14 protein-coding genes and 1 tRNA gene are annotated in these 18,321 nt (G+C 53.1%); 13 read left to right on the forward strand and 2 right to left on the reverse strand.

Annotated elements, in window-relative coordinates; translation table 11 throughout:
- The first annotated feature begins 40 nt into the window (after positions 1-40).
- From BR86_RS0109020 to BR86_RS15235, 3 genes are all read left to right on the forward strand, one after another.
- Positions 41-1,213 (forward strand): phosphoglycerate dehydrogenase, encoded by a 1,173-nt coding sequence (locus BR86_RS0109020; RefSeq protein WP_031473208.1) that lies wholly within the window; start codon positions 41-43, stop codon positions 1,211-1,213.
- Positions 1,214-1,345: 132 nt separating this feature from the next.
- On the forward strand, positions 1,346-2,623 hold the full coding sequence (locus BR86_RS0109025) for a DUF1015 domain-containing protein (RefSeq protein ID WP_031473210.1): 1,278 nt from the start codon (positions 1,346-1,348) through the stop codon (positions 2,621-2,623).
- A gap of 100 nt (positions 2,624-2,723) precedes the next feature.
- The gene (locus BR86_RS15235) at positions 2,724-3,269 is read left to right on the forward strand and encodes an HAAS signaling domain-containing protein (RefSeq protein WP_051684707.1); all 546 of its coding nucleotides are present in this window, start codon (positions 2,724-2,726) and stop codon (positions 3,267-3,269) included.
- A 195-nt stretch (positions 3,270-3,464) separates the two neighbouring features.
- Here the strand turns inward: BR86_RS15235 and BR86_RS0109040 are convergent.
- Positions 3,465-3,537, reverse strand: a tRNA-Gln gene (locus BR86_RS0109040).
- 164 nt (positions 3,538-3,701) lie between these two features.
- Between BR86_RS0109040 and BR86_RS0109045 the strand changes: the two genes are divergently transcribed.
- The 7 genes from BR86_RS0109045 (at position 3,702) to BR86_RS0109075 (ending at position 11,107) form a co-directional block, all read left to right on the forward strand.
- Positions 3,702-4,418, forward strand: a complete 717-nt coding sequence (locus tag BR86_RS0109045; protein ID WP_031473214.1) for an acyl-[acyl-carrier-protein] thioesterase — start codon at positions 3,702-3,704, stop codon at positions 4,416-4,418.
- 45 nt (positions 4,419-4,463) lie between these two features.
- Complete coding sequence (locus tag BR86_RS0109050; protein WP_031473216.1) at positions 4,464-5,324, forward strand: CvfB family protein; 861 nt, start codon at positions 4,464-4,466, stop codon at positions 5,322-5,324.
- Positions 5,321-6,409 carry a PucR family transcriptional regulator gene (locus BR86_RS0109055; RefSeq protein ID WP_031473218.1) on the forward strand — a complete coding sequence of 363 codons (1,089 nt, stop codon included), beginning with the start codon at positions 5,321-5,323 and terminating at the stop codon, positions 6,407-6,409. Before BR86_RS0109050 ends, BR86_RS0109055 begins: the two co-directional genes overlap by 4 nt.
- The gene (ftsE, locus tag BR86_RS0109060; RefSeq protein WP_031473220.1) at positions 6,409-7,089 is read left to right on the forward strand and encodes a cell division ATP-binding protein FtsE; all 681 of its coding nucleotides are present in this window, start codon (positions 6,409-6,411) and stop codon (positions 7,087-7,089) included. The genes BR86_RS0109055 and ftsE overlap by 1 nt, the downstream gene beginning before the upstream one ends.
- Positions 7,086-7,994 carry a permease-like cell division protein FtsX gene (gene ftsX, locus BR86_RS0109065; RefSeq protein ID WP_031473222.1) on the forward strand — a complete coding sequence of 303 codons (909 nt, stop codon included), beginning with the start codon at positions 7,086-7,088 and terminating at the stop codon, positions 7,992-7,994. Before ftsE ends, ftsX begins: the two co-directional genes overlap by 4 nt.
- A 12-nt stretch (positions 7,995-8,006) precedes the next feature.
- Entirely contained in the window at positions 8,007-9,410 is a 1,404-nt protein-coding gene (locus tag BR86_RS0109070; protein WP_051684708.1) for a murein hydrolase activator EnvC family protein, read from the forward strand.
- Positions 9,411-9,673: 263 nt separating this feature from the next.
- On the forward strand, positions 9,674-11,107 hold the full coding sequence (locus BR86_RS0109075) for a S41 family peptidase (protein ID WP_161767304.1): 1,434 nt from the start codon (positions 9,674-9,676) through the stop codon (positions 11,105-11,107).
- Positions 11,108-11,314: 207 nt separating this feature from the next.
- Here the strand turns inward: BR86_RS0109075 and BR86_RS0109080 are convergent, their stop codons facing one another.
- Positions 11,315-12,736, reverse strand: coding sequence for an NAD(P)/FAD-dependent oxidoreductase (locus BR86_RS0109080; protein WP_031473228.1), 1,422 nt, complete (start codon positions 12,734-12,736; stop codon positions 11,315-11,317).
- Positions 12,737-13,188: 452 nt separating this feature from the next.
- Between BR86_RS0109080 and pth the strand changes: the two genes are divergently transcribed.
- Genes pth through mnmL form a run of 3 tightly spaced genes read left to right on the forward strand, consistent with a single transcriptional unit; the run spans position 13,189 to position 18,287 of the window.
- The gene (pth, locus tag BR86_RS0109090; RefSeq protein ID WP_031473230.1) at positions 13,189-13,800 is read left to right on the forward strand and encodes an aminoacyl-tRNA hydrolase; all 612 of its coding nucleotides are present in this window, start codon (positions 13,189-13,191) and stop codon (positions 13,798-13,800) included.
- Position 13,801: 1 nt separating this feature from the next.
- Positions 13,802-17,446 (forward strand): transcription-repair coupling factor, encoded by a 3,645-nt coding sequence (mfd, locus tag BR86_RS0109095; RefSeq protein ID WP_075034477.1) that lies wholly within the window; start codon positions 13,802-13,804, stop codon positions 17,444-17,446.
- Positions 17,388-18,287, forward strand: coding sequence for a tRNA modification radical SAM protein MnmL/YtqA (mnmL, locus tag BR86_RS0109100; RefSeq protein WP_031473234.1), 900 nt, complete (start codon positions 17,388-17,390; stop codon positions 18,285-18,287). Before mfd ends, mnmL begins: the two co-directional genes overlap by 59 nt.
- Positions 18,288-18,321: the final 34 nt, after the last annotated feature.

An 18,321-nucleotide genomic window follows, 5' to 3' on the forward strand; every position in this document is an offset into this window, starting at 1 on the left:
GGTCAGTGTGAACGGGAATCATCCGAGGAAAGGAAATATCATGAAAAAGCAGAGAAAGATCGCATGCCTGAACGCGATCTCCCAGAAGGGTCTGGACCTTCTTACCGATAATTACAGCATTACGGACAATGCCGACGAGGCGCATGGAATTCTGGTTCGCAGCGCAAAGATGCATGACATGCAGTTCGGAAAAGGACTCCGCTGCATCGCCAGAGCCGGCGCCGGTGTCAACAATATTCCGTTAGACCGCTGCGCGGAGGAGGGAATCGTTGTATTCAATACTCCGGGCGCAAACGCAAACGCCGTAAAGGAAAATGTTCTCGCGGGACTTCTTCTCGCGGCCCGCGATATCAAGGGCGGCATGGAGTGGTGTGATTCCCAGAAGGACAATGACAACGTCGGAAAAGACATGGAGAAGGCAAAGAAGAATTTTGCCGGACATGAGATCTTCGGCAAAAAGCTCGGTGTCATCGGACTCGGCGCGGTCGGAGCGGAAGTCGCAAACGCAGCCGAGGCGCTCGGCATGGATGTTTACGGATACGATCCGTTCATCTCCGTCAAGAGTGCATGGGGACTTCGCCGCAACATCCGTCACATCGATAACGTCGAAGAGATCTATAAAGAATGTGATTACATCACCGTCCATGTGCCGGCGCTCGACAGCACCCGGGGTATGATCAACAGGGATGCGCTTGCGATGATGAAGGACGGCGTGGTCATCCTCAATTTTGCGAGGGACCTTCTGGTCAATGATGACGATATGGCGGAGGCACTTGCTTCCGGCAAGGTTGCAAAATATGTAACCGATTTCCCGAATGCGAAAGTCAACAAGATGGTCAATGTCATCGCAACGCCGCATCTGGGCGCTTCCACCGAGGAGGCGGAAGACAACTGTGCAGAGGCAGCCGTTCAGGAGATGATGGACTATCTGGAGAATGGAAACATTCGAAATTCCGTCAACTTCCCGATGGTTGACATGGGAAAATGTGAGAATGCGCAGAGAATTGCGCTGCTCCATCAGAATGTGCCGAACATGATCGGACAGATTACGGCGATTCTTTCCGGAAAGGGACTGAACATTGCCAACATGCTGAATAAGAGCCGCGGAAAGTATGCATACACGCTGGTTGACCTGGAAGAGGCGGCAGACGAGGCAACGCTGGATCAGCTGAGAAAAATTTCAGGGGTGGCAAGATTACGCCATATACAGTAAAATAGATAATACAATTGCATAGAATTTCCCCGGATTTTACCGTCCGGGGAATTTGCGTATCCAAAAGCAAAAAATTAGAGTGCGGCCCGGGCAGACAAGTGGGATTGTCCGTCCGGGTCTGGAGGAAAAAGTATGGCTGAAATTAGAGCGTTTCGGGCAATCCGTCCGGTCAGAGAATACGTGTCGAGGGTTGCGGCCCGGCCGTATGATGTGGTGAGCCGGGAAGAGGCAGAAGATCTGGTGAAAAAGAAACCGCTGTCCTTCCTTCATGTGGACCGCCCGGAGACCTGGTTCGATCACAGTGTTGCCTTTGATGATCCGAGAGTGTATGTCAAGGCGAAGGAAACCATCGCGGATATGCGGGAAAAGGGGATCATGCTCACGGAAGAGAATCCGTGTTACTACCTCTACGAGCTGACACTGGACGGACACGTTCAGACCGGAATCGTTGCCTGCGCGTCGGTTGACGACTATATCAACGGAGCGATCCGCAAACATGAGAACACCACGGTGGCCAAAGAACAGGACCGCATTAATCATATCGATGTCACCAATATGCAGACCGGTCCGATCTTCCTGGCGTTCCGCGATCAGATCAACCTCAAGCTCATGATGAGACGGATCAAGGAACAGGACAGAGCACTGTATGATTTCACCGAAGACGACGGTGTGCGCCATCGGATCTTCCGCATAGCAGATCAGAAGAGAATCGATCAGATTACCGACGGAATCCGCAGAGTCGGTCCGGCTTACATCGCAGACGGACATCACCGCTGTGCATCCGCGGTAAAGGTGGCGTTAAAGAGAAGAGAACAGCATCCGGGATATACCGGAGACGAAGAGTTCAACTACTTCCTGTCGGTGTTCTTCCCGGCGGATGAGCTGAAGATTCTTCGCTATGACCGCGTGGTAAAAGATCTGAACGGAAAGACTCCGGAGGAATTCCTGAAGGAGGTCGGTCAGAATTTTGAGGTGATTCCGGGACGTTCGATTAAGGAATACGACGGAAGAAAGGAATTTCCGGGAGACGGAAGAGTCCCGCAGAAAAAAGCGGAGTTCGGAATGCTTTTAGGGGACCGCTGGTATACGGTCCGCGCAAAGAGCGGGATCCGGAGCGCTGATCCGGTCGACGGGCTGGATGTCTCCATCCTGCAGGACCATCTTCTCGGACCGGTTCTCGGTATTGACGATCCGCGCACGAATGACAGAATTCGCTTTGTCGGCGGAATCCGCGGCGTGAAGGAACTGGAAAAGTATGTCAGTGAGGGCGATGCGGTCGCATTTTCCTGTTATCCGACATCCATGGATGAGCTTTTGGCTGTGGCGGATGCGGGAAGACTCATGCCGCCGAAATCCACCTGGTTTGAGCCGAAACTGCGCAGCGGAATTTTCCTTCACGATCTCGGCTGAGCCGGATTCTCCGGTGAACCGTTGACGGCTGATGGCGGAAAGGGTATCATCAGAGCAGAGTCGTAAGACAATTTCAGCAAGAGAAAGATAACAGAAACCTATGAGAGAAGAACAGTTTTTCAGAGATTTGGAGGAGGCACTTCGCGGCGAGATCATAGATTCCGCGATTGCGGACAACCTCAGATACTATCGGGATTACATTAAAGGAGAAAAAGCGAAGGGGAGAAGCGCGGACGAGATTCTGGACGAGCTCGGCGATGCCCGCCTGATCGCCCGCACGATTGTGGAGAGCGCGGCGTCAGGGGCCGATTCCTCGCCGAACGGATATGATTCCACGCCGGGAGATATCGGTTATACCGGCTTCGGAAAAGATAAATCGCAGGAGCGGACGGCCGCAGGCGAAGAGAGCTACCGCCGGGAGACGGCGTATGAACCGGAGAATCCGTATGCCCGCCAGAACCCGAACATGCATTATGTTGATTTAAGCAAGTGGTATGTGAAGGCAATCTTTATCGCCGTTCTGGTGCTGATTCTTTTCCTGATCATCGCACTCTTTGCGGGAGTGACGAGCTTTGTGTTCTATTATTTCTGGCCGATCGTCGGGATCTACTGCATCTGGTATATTATCCGGCATATCGGAAGATAGAATTCGGAAGAAACGGAACGGGGAAACCGGGGGAAAGAGGAAGAAGAACCCGGATGAAAAATGAAGAAAACCTGAAAGAAAAAACGGGCGGAATCCGGAGACGGATTCCACTCGTTTTTTTTGATTTACACGGCGTCGAAAGTGCAAACATATGTACAAAATAAAAAAAGAGATCCTCACAGGATCTCTTGAAAACTGGGCTAGAAGGATTCGAACCTTCACAATGACGGAGTCAGAGTCCGCTGCCTTACCATTTGGCTATAGCCCAACGACTCGTTAACTATATCATTGACGGCCGCTTTCGTCAAGATGAAAAATAATCATTTAAACTTTTTGTGAATTTTGCCGATACATAGATAGACATCATAAAAAGAATCCATTATAATAAGCTGTGTGTTTGTAGCTTTTTGCACAGAAGAGGACGGTTGATCAATGTACGGTTTTGACAGCAGAGTACGATACAGTGAGACGGATGAAGACGGCATTCTTTCCATTGAGGGAATGATGAATTATCTTCAGGACTGTTCCACATTTCAGTCGGAGGACATCGGCGTCGGTCTTTCCTATATGAGAGGAAAAAAAGCGGCGTGGTGGGTGTACAACTGGAATATTGAGATCATCCGTATGCCGAAACTCGGAGACACGATCCGGATCGAGACCTGGCCCCACGGATTCCGCGGAATCTTCGGATACCGCAATTTTGTGATCCGCGATGAAAAGGGAGAGATCCTGGTTCAGGCCGATTCCGCCTGGTTTTATTACGATCTGGAGAGCATGATGCCGTCCAGACCGCCGCAGGAGGACATCGACGCGTACGGATCCGAAGAGCGGCTGGAAATGTCGCAGGTTCCGCGGCGGATGAGCATTCCGGCAGGCGGAACAGAGCTCTCACCGGTGACCGTTACCAGACATCATCTGGACACAAACCATCATGTAAACAATGCACAGTACATTGAGATTGCGAGGGAGTGTCTTCCGGAGAAGACGAAAATACGCCGGATCTGGGCGGAATACCGGAAGGCGGCGGTTCTCGGCGATGTGATGGTTCCGTACCGGGTTCATTCGGAAGAAGGCGACGCAGAGATCATTTCGCTCCGCGATACCGAAGGACAGGTATATGCGAGCGTTTATCTGTATCTGGATGAGTAAGAATTTTAATATATTTCCGGAAGGAGATTACGGAAAGGATAACCTATGATAAAAATTGGAGAGAAACAGGAGCTGACGGTAGTCAGACAGAAGGATTTTGGTGTTTTTCTCGCAGAGAATGAAGGAGCGGAGGAATCGGTTCTTCTTCCGATCAAGCAGGTTCCGGAGGGGACCGGGATCGGAAGCCGGATTCGTGTCTTTCTTTATAAGGATTCCAAGGACCGTCTTATTGCGACGACCAACGAGCCGAAAATCCTTTTGGGTGAGACGAAGACCCTTCGTGTGACCGATGTCACGAAGATCGGCGCTTTTGTGGATATGGGACTGGAGAAGGAGGTTCTCCTGCCGTTCCATGAACAGAACCACCCGGTCCGAAAGGGCGAGGAGGTTCTCGTTGCACTCTATGTGGACAAGAGCGGCCGTCTGGCAGCGACCATGAAAGTATATCCGTATCTGTCCGCGGAGTCTCCGTACAAGAAGGAGGACCGCGTGGAGTGTACGGTCTATGAGATCAATGACCGCATCGGAGTGTTTACCGCGGTTGATGATAAATATTTCGGCATGATACCGAAATCAGAAGTTTACAGAGAATTCCGGCTCGGTGAGCGCATCGTGGCGAGGGTCATGCGTGTCCGTGAAGACGGAAAGCTGGATCTGAGCACCCGGGAAAAAGCATATCTTCAGATGAATCAGGATGCGGATATGGTTTTGAAGGTGATCGATGAGTTTGCGGGCGTACTGCCGTTTAATGACAAAGCCCGTCCGGAGACCATTCAGCGGACCTTCGGACTCAGCAAGAATGCCTTTAAGCGGGCAGTCGGACTCCTTCTGAAAGAGGGCGCGATCGAGATTACGGAAAACAGTATCCGAAGAACATTTGAGAAAAAAGGAGAGAGTAAAGCATGATTTCGAATCAGATACTTCAGACGAATCTGGATGGACTGAAAGAGATCACCAGAGTCGATTTCTGCATCTGCGATACCGAGGGCAAGACGCTTGCCTCCACATTTGCGGGGACAGAGGAATACGAAAAGAGCATTCTGGCGTTTGTGGAATCCGAGGCGGACAGCCAGATTGTACAGGGATATCAGTTCTTTAAGGTTTTTGACGATCATCAGCTGGAGTACATTCTTCTGGCAAGAGGCGAGAAGGATGACGCGTATATGGTCGGCAAGATGGCAGTGTTCCAGATTCAGAATCTTCTGATCGCATACAAGGAGAGATTCGACCGCGATAACTTCATCAAGAATCTTCTTCTGGACAACCTTCTTCTTGTGGACATCTATAACCGCGCGAAGAAGCTTCACATTGACACCAACGTCAGACGCTGTACCTTCATAATTGAGACCCATCAGGATAAGGATCTCAATGCGCTGGAGACCGTCCGCAACTTCTTCAATGCGAAGAGCCATGATTTTATCACAGCGGTCGATGAGAAGAACATTATTCTTGTCCGTGAGCTGAAGCCGGAAGAGACGTATGATGATCTCGAGAAGGTGGCGGAAACCATCGTTGACATGCTCAGCCCGGAGGAGGGAGAGCGGGTCAATGTTGCCTTCGGTACGGTTGTCGGTGAGATCCGCGACGTATCCCGCTCCTACAAGGAAGCGAAGATGGCACTCGATGTCGGCAAGATCTTCTTCCGTGAGAAGAATGTGGTCGGCTATTCCAGACTCGGAATCGGCCGTCTGATTTTCCAGCTTCCGATGCCGCTCTGCCGTATGTTCATCCGCGAGATCTTCGAAGGAAAGTCCCCGGATGAGTTCGACGAGGAGACACTGACCACCATCAACAAGTTCTTCGAGAACAATCTGAATGTATCGGAGACATCCCGTCAGCTGTACATTCACAGAAATACGCTGGTTTACCGTCTGGACAAACTTCAGAAGCAGACCGGTCTGGATCTCCGCGTTTTTGAGGATGCCATTACCTTCAAGATCGCACTGATGGTTGTCAAGTACATGAAATATATGGAGAATCAGGACTACTAATGATACTTCTGGATAATGTCAGCAAGATATACCGTAACGGGGCGAAAGCCCTCCGCGGTGTGGATATCCGCATCGAAGACGGTGAATTTGTATTTATCATGGGGCCCAGCGGATCCGGCAAATCCACGCTGATCCGCCTTCTGCTCCACGAAACGGAGCCCACGGGGGGAACCATCCGGGTCGGAGATGTGGAGGTGACGGAGCTTCACCGCCGTCACATTCCGCAGTACCGCCGGGAGCTGGGCGTCGTTTTTCAGGATTTCCGCCTGCTGAAAGAGCGCAATGTCTATGAGAATGTTGCTTTCGCGCAGCGCGTGATCGGTGTGCCGACGAAGGAGATCCGGGAAAATGTTCCCCGTATGCTTCAGATGGTCGGGCTTTCCGCAAAATATAAAGCATTCCCATCCGAACTCTCCGGCGGAGAACAGCAGAGAGTGGCCATTGCGAGAGCACTCATCAATTCACCGAAAGTTCTGCTCGCCGATGAGCCGACCGGCAATCTGGATGCAGACAATTCCATGGGAATCATGAAGCTTCTTGAGGACATCAACCGCCGCGGCACCACCGTGATCGTTGTGACACACAGCCGGGAGATTGTCCGCTCGATGCAGAAACGCGTGATTATGCTGGAAAAGGGATTTGTCGTGCGGGATATCGAAGAGGGAAGCTATAATTTATGAGAATCAGAACCTTTTTTTACTGTTTGGCGCAGGGATTGAAAAATATAGGCAGAAATATCTGGGTGGCGCTCGTATCGGTCGCCAGCATTTCCGCCTGTATTTTTCTTTTCTGCACCTTTTTTGTTATGATCTGCAATATCCGGCATATGGTCCGCAACGCGGAGGAGGCGGTCGGCGTGACGGCATTTTTCGACAGCGGAATCTCGGAAAAGGAGATCCGGGAGATCGGTGAGGAGATCACGGGCCGGCCGGAAGTCAAGGATGTCACGTACATTTCGGCAGAAGAAGCGTGGAAGAGCTTTCAGGAGGATTATTTCCGGGACAATGAACACCTTGCGGAGGGGTTTGCCAATGACAATCCCCTTGCGGAGTCTGCGTCCTACGAGATTCATCTGAACAGCATCGAACAGCAGGACAGCTTTGTGAACTGGCTGAAAGATGTTCCGGGCGTCCGGAAAGTCAACTATTCCGTTGATGCGGCGTCGGGACTCATCCGGCTGAATCGGCTGGTCAGCGTGGTCTCTTCCGTGATCATTGCAATTCTTCTGACGGTTTCGGTCTTCCTGATCAGCAATACGATCTCCACGGCGGCGGCATTTCACCGGGAAGAGTACCGTATCATGCGGCTGATCGGAGCGACGAACTTCATGATCCGTGCGCCGTTTGTGTTTGAGGGAATCCTGATCGGATTTGCCGGAGCGCTGATTCCGCTCGGAATTGTGACGCTTCTCTACCGTCACGGCGTCAGGATTGTGATGGAAAAAGCGGCGATCCTGTCGTCGGTGATTAACTTTCTGCCGCTTCGGGAGATTCTGCCGGTGATGTCTCTGATTGCGCTCGCGCTCGGTGTCGGCATCGGTTTTGTCGGAAGTTTCTTCACGATTCGGAAGACGCTCCGTGTCTGAGGGAGGTACAGGATGTTCATGCGGAATCATGTGCCGAACGGCGGTAGCGGTGAATGGAAGAAACGGGCGGGGATCATTCTTGCAGTTACGGCTGCCTCTGCGGCGCTGACGTTCAGCCATGTCAGCGGAACGCTTCTGGTCAATGCGGCCAAAGAGAATGCTCTTGCGGACGCGGAGGCCAGAAAACGTGCCATGGAAGCCGAAAAGAAAAAGACGGATCAGAAGATCCGGCAGCTCGAAGGTCTCCGGGGCAACACGGAGCAGTATGTGAAAGAACTGGATACCCAGACATCTCAGATTGCGGACGAGATGGACCGGCTGGACCGGGAGGTACAGGAAAAGCAGGCGGAGATCGATGAGATCAGCGTGGAGCTGGCGGCCGCGGAGGAAGTTGAGAAAGAGCAGTACACGGCGATGAAGCTTCGAATCCGGTATATGTATGAGAAGGGGGATTCCAGTTTTCTGGAGATTCTTCTCTCGTCGGATTCCATCTCGGATCTTTTGAACAGAGCCGAGTATATCGAGCAGATCTCGAAATATGACCGGGATCAGTTGGAGGAATATGAGGCGACAACCAGACGGATCGCCGAGGATAAGGAAAAGCTCGAAAAAGATCTGACGGAGATCGTGGATATGCGAAATGAGACTGCGGCAAAGCAGACCTCGATCAAGACCCTGATGGAGACCAAGAAGAACGAACTGACGAATCTGGCTGCGCAGCTCGGGGAGCAGAGAGACGCTTCCAAGGGTATGGCATCCGATATCGCAGCGCAGCAGGCAGAGATCGACAGGATTCAGGAAGAGATCCGTCAGGCAGCCATCGCCGCGGAAAAAGCGGCGCAGGAGGCGGCGAGACGTCAGGCAGAGGCGGAAGAAGCCGCGCGGAAAAAACAGGAGCAGCAGGCGAAGAACGCCGCGAAATCCGTTGATGCTCCGACGGAGTCCGACGGCAGTAAGTCGGAAACCAAGGTGGAGACAAAAGGCGGAAAGACCTCTTCCAAAGGTTCGATGACCAAGGGGAGCGGAAGCCTTTCCTGGCCGCTTGCATCCTCCGGAAGGATCACGTCCACATTTGGACAGCGTGAGTCACCGACGGCGGGCGCATCCACGAACCATAAGGGCGTGGACATTGCTGTCTCCAGCGGAACGCCGATCAAGGCGGCTGACGGCGGTACCGTTGTGACCGCAACCTACAGCAGCTCGGCGGGAAATTATGTGGTGATCAGTCACGGCAACGGTACGTCGACGGTATACATGCACTGTCAATCGCTGGATGTATCGGCAGGCGATACCGTTTCCAAGGGAGAGACCATTGCGAAAGTCGGTTCCACCGGTTATTCCACGGGACCGCATCTTCACTTCGGCGTGCTCAAGAACGGACAGTATGTGGATCCGATGGATTACGTCAGCCAGTAAGGACGGCATAAAAATCGCGGAAAACCGAAAAAAAAAACGAAAAAACGAAAAAACAAAAAAACAAAAAAACGAAAAAACAGAACAGTTTATCGGGACAGAGTCCGCAGGGCGATCCGTCCTCCCACATGAGGGAACCGGAAAACGGAAAGATGCCTGCGGACTTTGTTTTTTTCAAAATAGTACAGGACAGAGAACGGCGCGCGCGGTATAATACGGAGAAGACGTGCCGGGATCAGCCCGGCGATGGAAAAGAGGATACATCATTGGAACATTTGGAAGACAGAAATACGGATCCGGTAACCGGGGAACCGGAAACATCCGGAAAGAAGCCGAAGAAAAAGCACCCGGTGATCCGGGGCATTGTGATCGGCGTCTGCGGAACCCTGTGCGTGCTGACGGCCGCAGTCGGAATCTTTCTCTATAACGGCTATCGCCGGATGCAGGAACAGTACAGTCAGATTGCGCCGACGAAGGATGACGGAAAAGAAGCGCTGAACCTGGACCGCGTGAAGGAAAAGGTTGCTCTTCTCAACTATTTTGTAAACAAGCAGTTCCTTTTTCAGGAGAACATCGATGCGCAGACTCAGGAGAATTATCTGTATTACGGTTATGTCGCATCGCTGGGAGATCCGTATGCCAGCTATTATTCGGCAAATGATTTCCGGAAACTGATGGAACATCAGGACGGCGTTTTTATCGGTATCGGTGCGACGGTTCAGACCAATCCGAGTACCGGAAATGTCGAAGTGGTCTCTCTGACGCCGGGAGGCCCGGCCGAGAGGAACGGCATGCTTCCGGGAGATATTTTCTATAAAGTGGATGACCAGTATGTCACCGGAAAGGATCTGGATCTTCTGATTGCGGAGAACATCCGGGGAAAAGAAGGCACTCCGCTCACCGTAACGGTTTACCGATCGTCGGAGAAGAAATACATTCCCCTTGAAATGACAAGAGAGAAGATCGTCAAGGAGACGATCAAGGCGTCCATGAAAGACGACATCGGACTGATCCGTCTGACCGAGTTTGATGAGGTGACACCGGAACAGTTTAAGAATGCGGCGGATAAGCTTCTCGGACAGGGGGCGAAGAAACTGATCATTGATCTCCGGAACAATCCGGGAGGAAGTCTGACTGCGGTTCTGCCCTGCATGGATTATATCCTTCCGGACGGCGGACTGATGCTGAAATTCAAGGGTCTCGGCGATGAGCACGAGGAGTTCAAGTGTGAAGACGGTCACGAACTTTCGGTTCCGATGGCAGTTCTGGTCAATGAAAACACTGCGAGTGCGGCGGAAGCATTCAGCGGCGCCATGCAGGATTACGGAAAAGCGGTTCTCGTCGGAACCAAGACCTTTGGAAAAGGAATTGTCCAGAGCACATTCCCTCTCGGAGATGGAAGCGCAGTGAAGTTTACCACACAGCGGTATTACACGCCGAAGGATCAGGATATTCACGGAAACGGTCTGATGCCGGACGTGGAGTGCGAGCTGGCGGAAGGTCTGATCGCGGGGACACAGATTCCGGAGGATCAGGACAATCAGCTGCAGAAAGCCGTGGAGGTTGTGAATCAGAAAGCGGCCGCGCAGGCTATGCAGGAGAGTGCAGCGGAGGCCTCCGCTGTGCAGACGGCGGAAGCGCAGACGGAAGCGGAACCGGAATCCGAAACCGGAGCGACGCAGACAACTGCCGCGAATTGATACGGAATATATGTAATAAACACAGCGAGTCGAAACACGCTTTGAGAGCTTCGACTCGCTATGTTTAACGGCAGTCGTCAGGGTTTCACCGGAGCGTGGGCTTTGGCGAGTCAGCCGCATAAAAAATCGAGCGGGGATCACCCGCTCGATTTTTTCAGTCCGCTTGCGAACGTTGCACTATGAACTTTACGTTACTCCGGTAAGGGATCAGACTCTTCCGGCCTTCAGAATGCTTCTTGCAACCGACAGTCCGTTTGCGCTTGCCTGCTGAAGACCGCGGGTTACGGATGCGCCGTCGCCGATGGCGCGAAGCGCCTTGATGCTGGTCTCAAAATCACGGTCAACCATGACTTTGTTGGAGTAGAACTTAACCTCCACGCCGTAGAGGAGTGTCTCATCGCTGGCGATACCCGGCGTTACCTTGTCGAGGGCCTGGAGCATTTCCTCGATATCCACCAGAATCCGGTGAGGAAGGACGAGGGAGAGATCGCCCGGAACGGCATCCTTCAGGGTCGGGATGAGGTTGTTGCGGTAAAGTCTCTCCTCGGTGGTGCGGCGTCCGCGGCGCAGGTCGCCGTACCGCTGTACAAGAATGCGGCCGTCACACAGCATATTGCTCAGATGGGCGACGTACTTTCCGTACTCGATCGGTGTGTGGAACGGCTTGGTGAAATTCTTGGAGACAAGAAGCGCAAAGTTTGTGTTGCGTGTCTTGAATTCCTTGGACTTATACGCATGGCCGTTGACCACCGCCAGATTGTCGTCATAATATTCGGTTGCGACCTCGCCGGACGGGTTGGTGCAGAAGGTGCGTACCTTGTCGTCGAAGGTCGGTGTGTAATATACGAGCTTTGCCTCGTAGAGGTTTTCATTCAGGAATTTCATGACCTCATCGCGGACTTCGACGCGGACGCCGATATCCACGGTGCCGACCTTTGTCTCGATGTTGTGTTCCTCACAGATGTGGGAGAACCAGTCGGAGCCGTCACGGCCGATGGCGGACACGATCTCTTTTCCGTAGAAGATCTCGTCCTTGTCGGTGATGACACCGACGGCCTGTCCGTTATCCACAATGATGTTTTTGACGCTCGTCTGGAAGATCATCTCCACGCCGATCTTCGCGAGGTGTTCCTGCATGCGGGAATAGATTTTGTATCCCTCCTCGGTTCCGAGGTGGCGGATCGGACATTCGATGAGTTTTAAGTCGGCAATGATGGCGCGGCGGCGGATCTCATCGATCTCCTCCTGCTTGTCAATGCCGTAGATGCCCGGATCGGCACCGAATTCGAGGTAGATCTCGTCGGACTCGTGAATGAGTTTGGCCGCTTCCTCATAGCCGAGGATTTCCGGCAGATTGCCGCCGACATCCGGGGAGAGGGAAAGCTTGCCGTCGGAAAATGCTCCTGCGCCGGAAAATCCTGTGGTAATGGAACACGGCAGACAGTGCGCGCAGACACCGGTTTTTCTCTTCGGACAGATTCTCTTTTCAATGGAACGTCCTTTTTCAATCATGACGATGGAGAGGTCCGGGCGCTGTTTCTTGAGTTCGTAAGCGCAGAAGATACCGGAAGGACCGGCACCGATAATGATGACGTCGGCGCGGCGGGATGCATTTTCGGAATTGTTCATATTATGTACCTCTTTCGGAAAGGGTAAAAAGCGTATACGAATACATAGGGATAATCCCCAAAAAAAGTATAGTATTACCCTTAAAATAAGTCAATTTGATGAAAAAATTGTGTGGCACACAAACTTCCACAATATATCATGCGAATATTGATTTGTCAACAGGAAAATGATCGGTCCGGCTATGAGTCTGAAACAGCCGCCCGACACGGCTCCGGACACGGTCCGAATCAGAGGAAATCCGTTTGCAAGTTTCCCGGTCATGAAGTAGAATACCTACATGTAAATATTGAAATGGCAGGCGGCGGATTTCCGGAAGACGGGGATTCGGCGCATAAAGTCGTGCCCTGGAACAGGTGCGCGAAGAGGGATGAAACGTGAATTTACTGCGAAAGCTCTTCGGGTTGACCGATGAAAAGGAACGTTCAGAAGATACAGATTGGAGAAATGTAAATATGTACATTATCGCAGGACTCGGAAATCCGGGAAGAGAATACGAACATACCAGACACAACGTGGGATTCGACACCATTGACCAGCTGGCGGACCGTCTGGGGATTACGCTGAATGAGAGCAAATTCAAGGGAATCTTCGGGAAGGGGATGATCGAAGGAGAAAAAGTGATTCTGGTCAAACCCCTGACTTTTATGAACAACAGCGGCGAGTGCATCCGCCCGCTGATGGATTACTATAAGGTTGAACCGGATCATTTTATCGTCATCTATGACGATATCTCCCTGGAGCCGGGTATGATCCGTGTCCGCGGAAAGGGCAGCGCCGGCGGTCACAACGGAATCAAGAGCCTGATCCAGCACCTCGGAACGCAGGATTTTCCGAGAGTCCGGATCGGAATCGGCATGAAACCGAGTCAGATGGATCTGGCCGATTATGTTCTTGGACATTTTGACCAGGTAACCCGGAAAGTGATGGAAGAAGCATACCGGGATGGAGCGGAGGCGGCCTGCGCCGTGATCACGGACGGCATCCAGAAAGCGATGAGCGGTTTTAACGGCGCGGCGAGGAAGGATAACAGCGAAAAGAACGGAAAACACATTCCGAAGGAGTGATATGGGAGCAATCTTTGAAAATCCGCTGCATGAGCTGGCGGAGTACGAAGCACTGCGGGAGGCACTGGAGAAGGGAAAAGGCCCGGTCATGGTCTCCGGAACCGTCGAGTCACAGAAGGTTCATCTGGCGGCGGAACTGGCAACGGAACGGAAAGACGAGGGCTGGACACTGATCATCGCGGAGGACGAGCTGAAGGCAAAATCCATCGCGGAAGATTTCCGCTGTTTTCGCCGGGATGTGATGATCTACCCGGCCCGCGATCTTCTGTTCTATAACTCGGACATCCACGGGAACCTTCTGACCCGGCAGCGGATCCGGGTGCTGGAGGCGCTGTCTTCCAAAAAGAGCGGCATCGTGGTGACGACCGTCGATGCGCTGATGGAACATTTGCTTCCGCTGGAGATGCTGGCATCCCGCGCGATCACGATCCGGGGAGCCATACAACTCGATCTTGCGGATATGGCAAAAAAACTCTCGGCGCTCGGATACGAGAGGACGGCGGAGGTGGACGGCACCGGTCAGTTTTCCGTGCGCGGCGGCATTTTGGACGTGTTCCCGCTGACGGCGGAGGTGCCGTACCGGATTGAGCTTTGGGGCGACGAGATCGACTCCATCCGCACTTTTGACCCGGAGACACAGCGGTCGGTGGATACCGTGTCCGAAGCCTACATTTTCCCGGCGACCGAGATTGTTCTCGGCGATGAGATGATCGAAAAGGGTCTGGGGAAAATCGAAAAAGAGCGGGATAAGAACGTGAAGGCGTTCCGGGACCAGATGAAAAATGAAGAAGCCTTCCGCCTCACCCAGAGTGTGGGCGAGGTAGTAGAGAGCCTCCGGGAGAAAATGTCCGTTCACGGCCTTGCCAGCTTCATCCGGTATTTCACAAAGGATACGGTGTCATTTCTGGATTATTTCCCGGAGAATACGGACGTCTTTCTCGATGAGCCGCAGCATCTGAAGGAGCGGGCGGAAGTCGTGGAGCAGGAATTTGCCGACAGTATGCAGCAGCGGATCCTGATGGGGGCGATTCTTCCGGGGCAGGCGGATTTCCTCTTCAGCGCGAAAAAGACGATGGCGATGATGAGCGGAGCCCGCACTGTGATGATGATGTCCATCGAGCAGAAAGTCACCGGGATGGCGCCGAAGACAAAGGTCTCGCTGACCACCCGGAGCGTGCAGTCCTATCAGAATAATTTTCCTCTTCTTATTGAAGATCTGAAGAAATGGCAGAGCCGGAATTACCGCATGGTTCTTGTGGCCGGCTCGACGGCGAGAGCGCAGCGTCTGGCTGCGGATCTCCGGGATTACGAATTCCGGGCGTTCAGTCCGGAGAGCGCGGAGCACCGGGTAAATCCCGGCGAGATCATGGTAGTGGCGGGCAATCTCCACCGCGGCTTTGAATATCCGATGATCCGTTTTGTGGTTATTACGGAAAATGATATCTTCGGGGCGAACCGGCAGAAGCGGAAAAAGCCGCAGAAGAAATACAGCGGCCGGTCCATCCAGAGTTTTACCGAACTCTCGGTGGGAGACTATGTCGTTCACGAGACCTACGGACTCGGCATTTACCGCGGAATCGAGAAGATCCGCTCCAACGGCACGGAAAAGGACTATATCAAAATCGATTACCGCGACACGGATGTTCTCTACGTTCCGGCGACGATGCTCGACAAGATTCAGAAATACGCGGGCGGCGACGCGGAGAAAGTGCCGAAGCTGTCCAAACTCGGCGGTACGGAGTGGAAGAAGACCAAGACAAAGGTCAAGAAGGAAGTCGAGGAGGTCGCAAAGGACCTTGTGGCGCTCTATGCCAAGCGCCAGAACGGGGCCGGATATGCCTTCGGGCCGGACACCGTATGGCAGCATGAGTTTGAGGATTCTTTCCCGTTCGAGGAGACCGACGATCAGCTCGCGGCCATCGAGGACACCAAGCGGGACATGGAGAGCACGAAAATCATGGACCGCCTGATCTGCGGCGACGTGGGCTTCGGAAAGACGGAGATCGCGATTCGCGCGGCATTTAAGGCCGTTCAGGAAGAACGTCAGGTGGCGGTCCTCGTGCCGACGACGATCCTCGCCCAGCAGCATTACAACACGTTTATCCAGCGAATGAAGGATTTTCCGGTCAACATCGAGCTGATGAGCCGGTTCCGCACACCGTCCGAGATGAAGAAGACGGTGGAAGGGCTGAAAAAGGGCACGGTGGACATCGTGATCGGGACGCACCGCATTCTCTCGAAAGATGTGAAGTTCAAGAACCTCGGCCTTCTCGTCGTCGATGAGGAGCAGCGGTTCGGCGTAAAGCATAAAGAGAGTATCAAGAAGCTACGGGAAAATGTCGACGTTCTGACGCTGTCCGCAACGCCGATTCCGCGGACTCTCCACATGTCGCTGGCCGGAATCCGTGACATGAGTGTTCTGGAAGAGGCTCCGGTGGACCGTCTGCCGATTCAGACCTATGTCATGGAGTACAGCGACGAGATTATCCGCGAGGCAATCCGGAGAGAAATGGCGCGCCACGGTCAGGTCTACTATGTCCACAACCGGGTCGGCGATATCGATGAGATCACGACAAAGATTCAGGCGCTGGTGCCGGAAGCGCGGGTGGTCTATGCGCATGGTCAGATGAAAGAGCACGAGCTGGAAAACATCATGATGGATTTTGTGAACGGCGAGATCGACGTTCTGGTCTGCACGACCATCATTGAGACCGGATTGGACATTCCGAACGCCAACACGATCATCATTCACGATGCCGATAAGATGGGACTTTCCCAGCTGTATCAGCTGCGGGGAAGAGTCGGAAGAACGAACCGTACCTCCTTTGCCTTCCTGATGTACCGGAGAAACATGATCCTGAAAGAGGTGGCGGAAAAGCGCCTTGCCGCGATCCGCGATTTCACGGAGCTCGGCTCGGGAATCCGAGTCGCAATGCGCGATCTGGAGATCCGCGGAGCGGGAAATGTCCTCGGCGCGAAGCAGTCCGGCCATATGCAGGAAGTTGGCTATGACCTGTACTGCAAGCTCCTGAATGAGGCGGTTCTTCTTCTGAAGGGAGAGAAGGTCGAAGACGATGAATTTATCACGGAGATCAAATGCGACATCAGCGCCTTCATTCCGCCGAAGTACATTCCGAATGAGTTCCAGAAACTGGATATCTACAAGCGGATCTCGGCATTTGCGGATGATGAGGACTGCTCAGATATGCAGGACGAGCTGATCGACCGGTACGGCGATATCCCGACGCCGGTGGATAACCTTCTGAAGGTTTCGCTTCTTCGCGCTCATGCGCACAGGGCGGGAATGTCCCTGATCGAAATCCGGAATCAGGAGATCGTCATTACGATGTACCCGAAAGCGGACCTTGATCCGTCGGGAATCCCGGAATTTGTCGCAAAATATGCGAAGAAGCTTCACATGGTCGGCGCAGGCGTGCCGCAGTTTATCTATGAGGAAAAGGGAAAACGGTATCCGGACTGCACGGCGATGTTTGAGAAGACCAAAGAGCTCGTGGATGAGTTCTACCGTCTGACGGCGGTGAAAGATAAGGCAGAGGAAGACGCACAAGGCGAAGGAATGACACGGCATGAAATACAGGACACTGTCGGACGCCCTGAAGGAGCAGTTCGGCACAAAAGTTTATAAGCTCTCCCTCTCGGCAGGGGTTACCTGTCCGAACCGGGACGGAACCCTCGGTTACGGCGGCTGTACCTTCTGCTCGGAAGGCGGCTCCGGAGACTTTGCCACGGCAGGCGGGTCGGTCACCGAACAGATCCGTCAGGCGAGAGCGCGGGTGGACGGCAAGATCTCCGCGAAGATTCCGCTGGAAGAGCGGAAGTACATTGCTTATTTTCAGTCCTTTACATCGACTTACGGCGATACGGATACGCTTCTCGGGAAATTTCGGGAGGCGATGGAGCAGCCGCAGGTCTGCGCCGTCTCGATCGGGACCAGACCGGACTGTCTCAGTAATGATATGGTGGAGGGACTGTCTCAATTAAACCGGAAAAAACCGGTGTGGGTGGAGCTGGGACTGCAGACAATCCACGAAAAGACCGCAAAAAGGGTACACAGAGGATATTCTCTGAATGTGTTTGAAGACGCCTACCGCCGCCTGAAGGCGGCCGGTTTCACCGTGATCGTTCATGTGATTCTGGGACTTCCGGGCGAAACGGTGGATGATATGCTGGAGACGGTCCGGTATCTGGCTTCACTCTCTCCGGTGCTGGACGGGATTAAACTTCAGCTTCTCCATGTTCTGGAGGGGACACAGCTCGCCGAAGAATACCGGAAGGATCCGTTTCCGGTTTTTTCACTGGAAGAATACTGTGATGTTGTGGTCCGGTGCCTGAAACTTCTTCCGGACGAGACCGTTGTCCACCGGATCACCGGGGACGGGCCGAAGAAGCTTCTGATTGCCCCGCTCTGGAGCGGTGATAAGAAGCGGGTCATGAATACACTGCGGAAAGCGATCGAGGAAGCCTGAGGATAGAAAGCAGCGGGAAGGACGCCCCGTAAAG

It is taken from the genome of [Clostridium] aminophilum DSM 10710 (assembly GCF_000711825.1).
In the GTDB taxonomy this organism is placed as follows: Bacteria; Bacillota; Clostridia; order Lachnospirales; family Lachnospiraceae; genus Clostridium_R; species Clostridium_R aminophilum.

Excerpts from the sequence above, each read along its gene's own strand:
- BR86_RS0109020 (WP_031473208.1), top strand. The coding sequence starts at position 41 with ATGAAAAAGCAGAGAAAGATCGCATGCCTGAACGCGATCTCCCAGAAG.
- BR86_RS0109025 (WP_031473210.1), top strand. The coding sequence starts at position 1,346 with ATGGCTGAAATTAGAGCGTTTCGGGCAATCCGTCCGGTCAGAGAATAC.
- BR86_RS15235 (WP_051684707.1), top strand. The coding sequence starts at position 2,724 with ATGAGAGAAGAACAGTTTTTCAGAGATTTGGAGGAGGCACTTCGCGGC.
- BR86_RS0109045 (WP_031473214.1), top strand. The coding sequence starts at position 3,702 with ATGTACGGTTTTGACAGCAGAGTACGATACAGTGAGACGGATGAAGAC.
- BR86_RS0109050 (WP_031473216.1), top strand. The coding sequence starts at position 4,464 with ATGATAAAAATTGGAGAGAAACAGGAGCTGACGGTAGTCAGACAGAAG.
- BR86_RS0109055 (WP_031473218.1), top strand. The coding sequence starts at position 5,321 with ATGATTTCGAATCAGATACTTCAGACGAATCTGGATGGACTGAAAGAG.
- ftsE (WP_031473220.1), top strand. The coding sequence starts at position 6,409 with ATGATACTTCTGGATAATGTCAGCAAGATATACCGTAACGGGGCGAAA.
- ftsX (WP_031473222.1), top strand. The coding sequence starts at position 7,086 with ATGAGAATCAGAACCTTTTTTTACTGTTTGGCGCAGGGATTGAAAAAT.
- BR86_RS0109070 (WP_051684708.1), top strand. The coding sequence starts at position 8,007 with ATGTTCATGCGGAATCATGTGCCGAACGGCGGTAGCGGTGAATGGAAG.
- BR86_RS0109080 (WP_031473228.1), bottom strand. The coding sequence starts at position 12,736 with ATGAACAATTCCGAAAATGCATCCCGCCGCGCCGACGTCATCATTATC.
- pth (WP_031473230.1), top strand. The coding sequence starts at position 13,189 with ATGTACATTATCGCAGGACTCGGAAATCCGGGAAGAGAATACGAACAT.
- mfd (WP_075034477.1), top strand. The coding sequence starts at position 13,802 with ATGGGAGCAATCTTTGAAAATCCGCTGCATGAGCTGGCGGAGTACGAA.
- mnmL (WP_031473234.1), top strand. The coding sequence starts at position 17,388 with ATGAAATACAGGACACTGTCGGACGCCCTGAAGGAGCAGTTCGGCACA.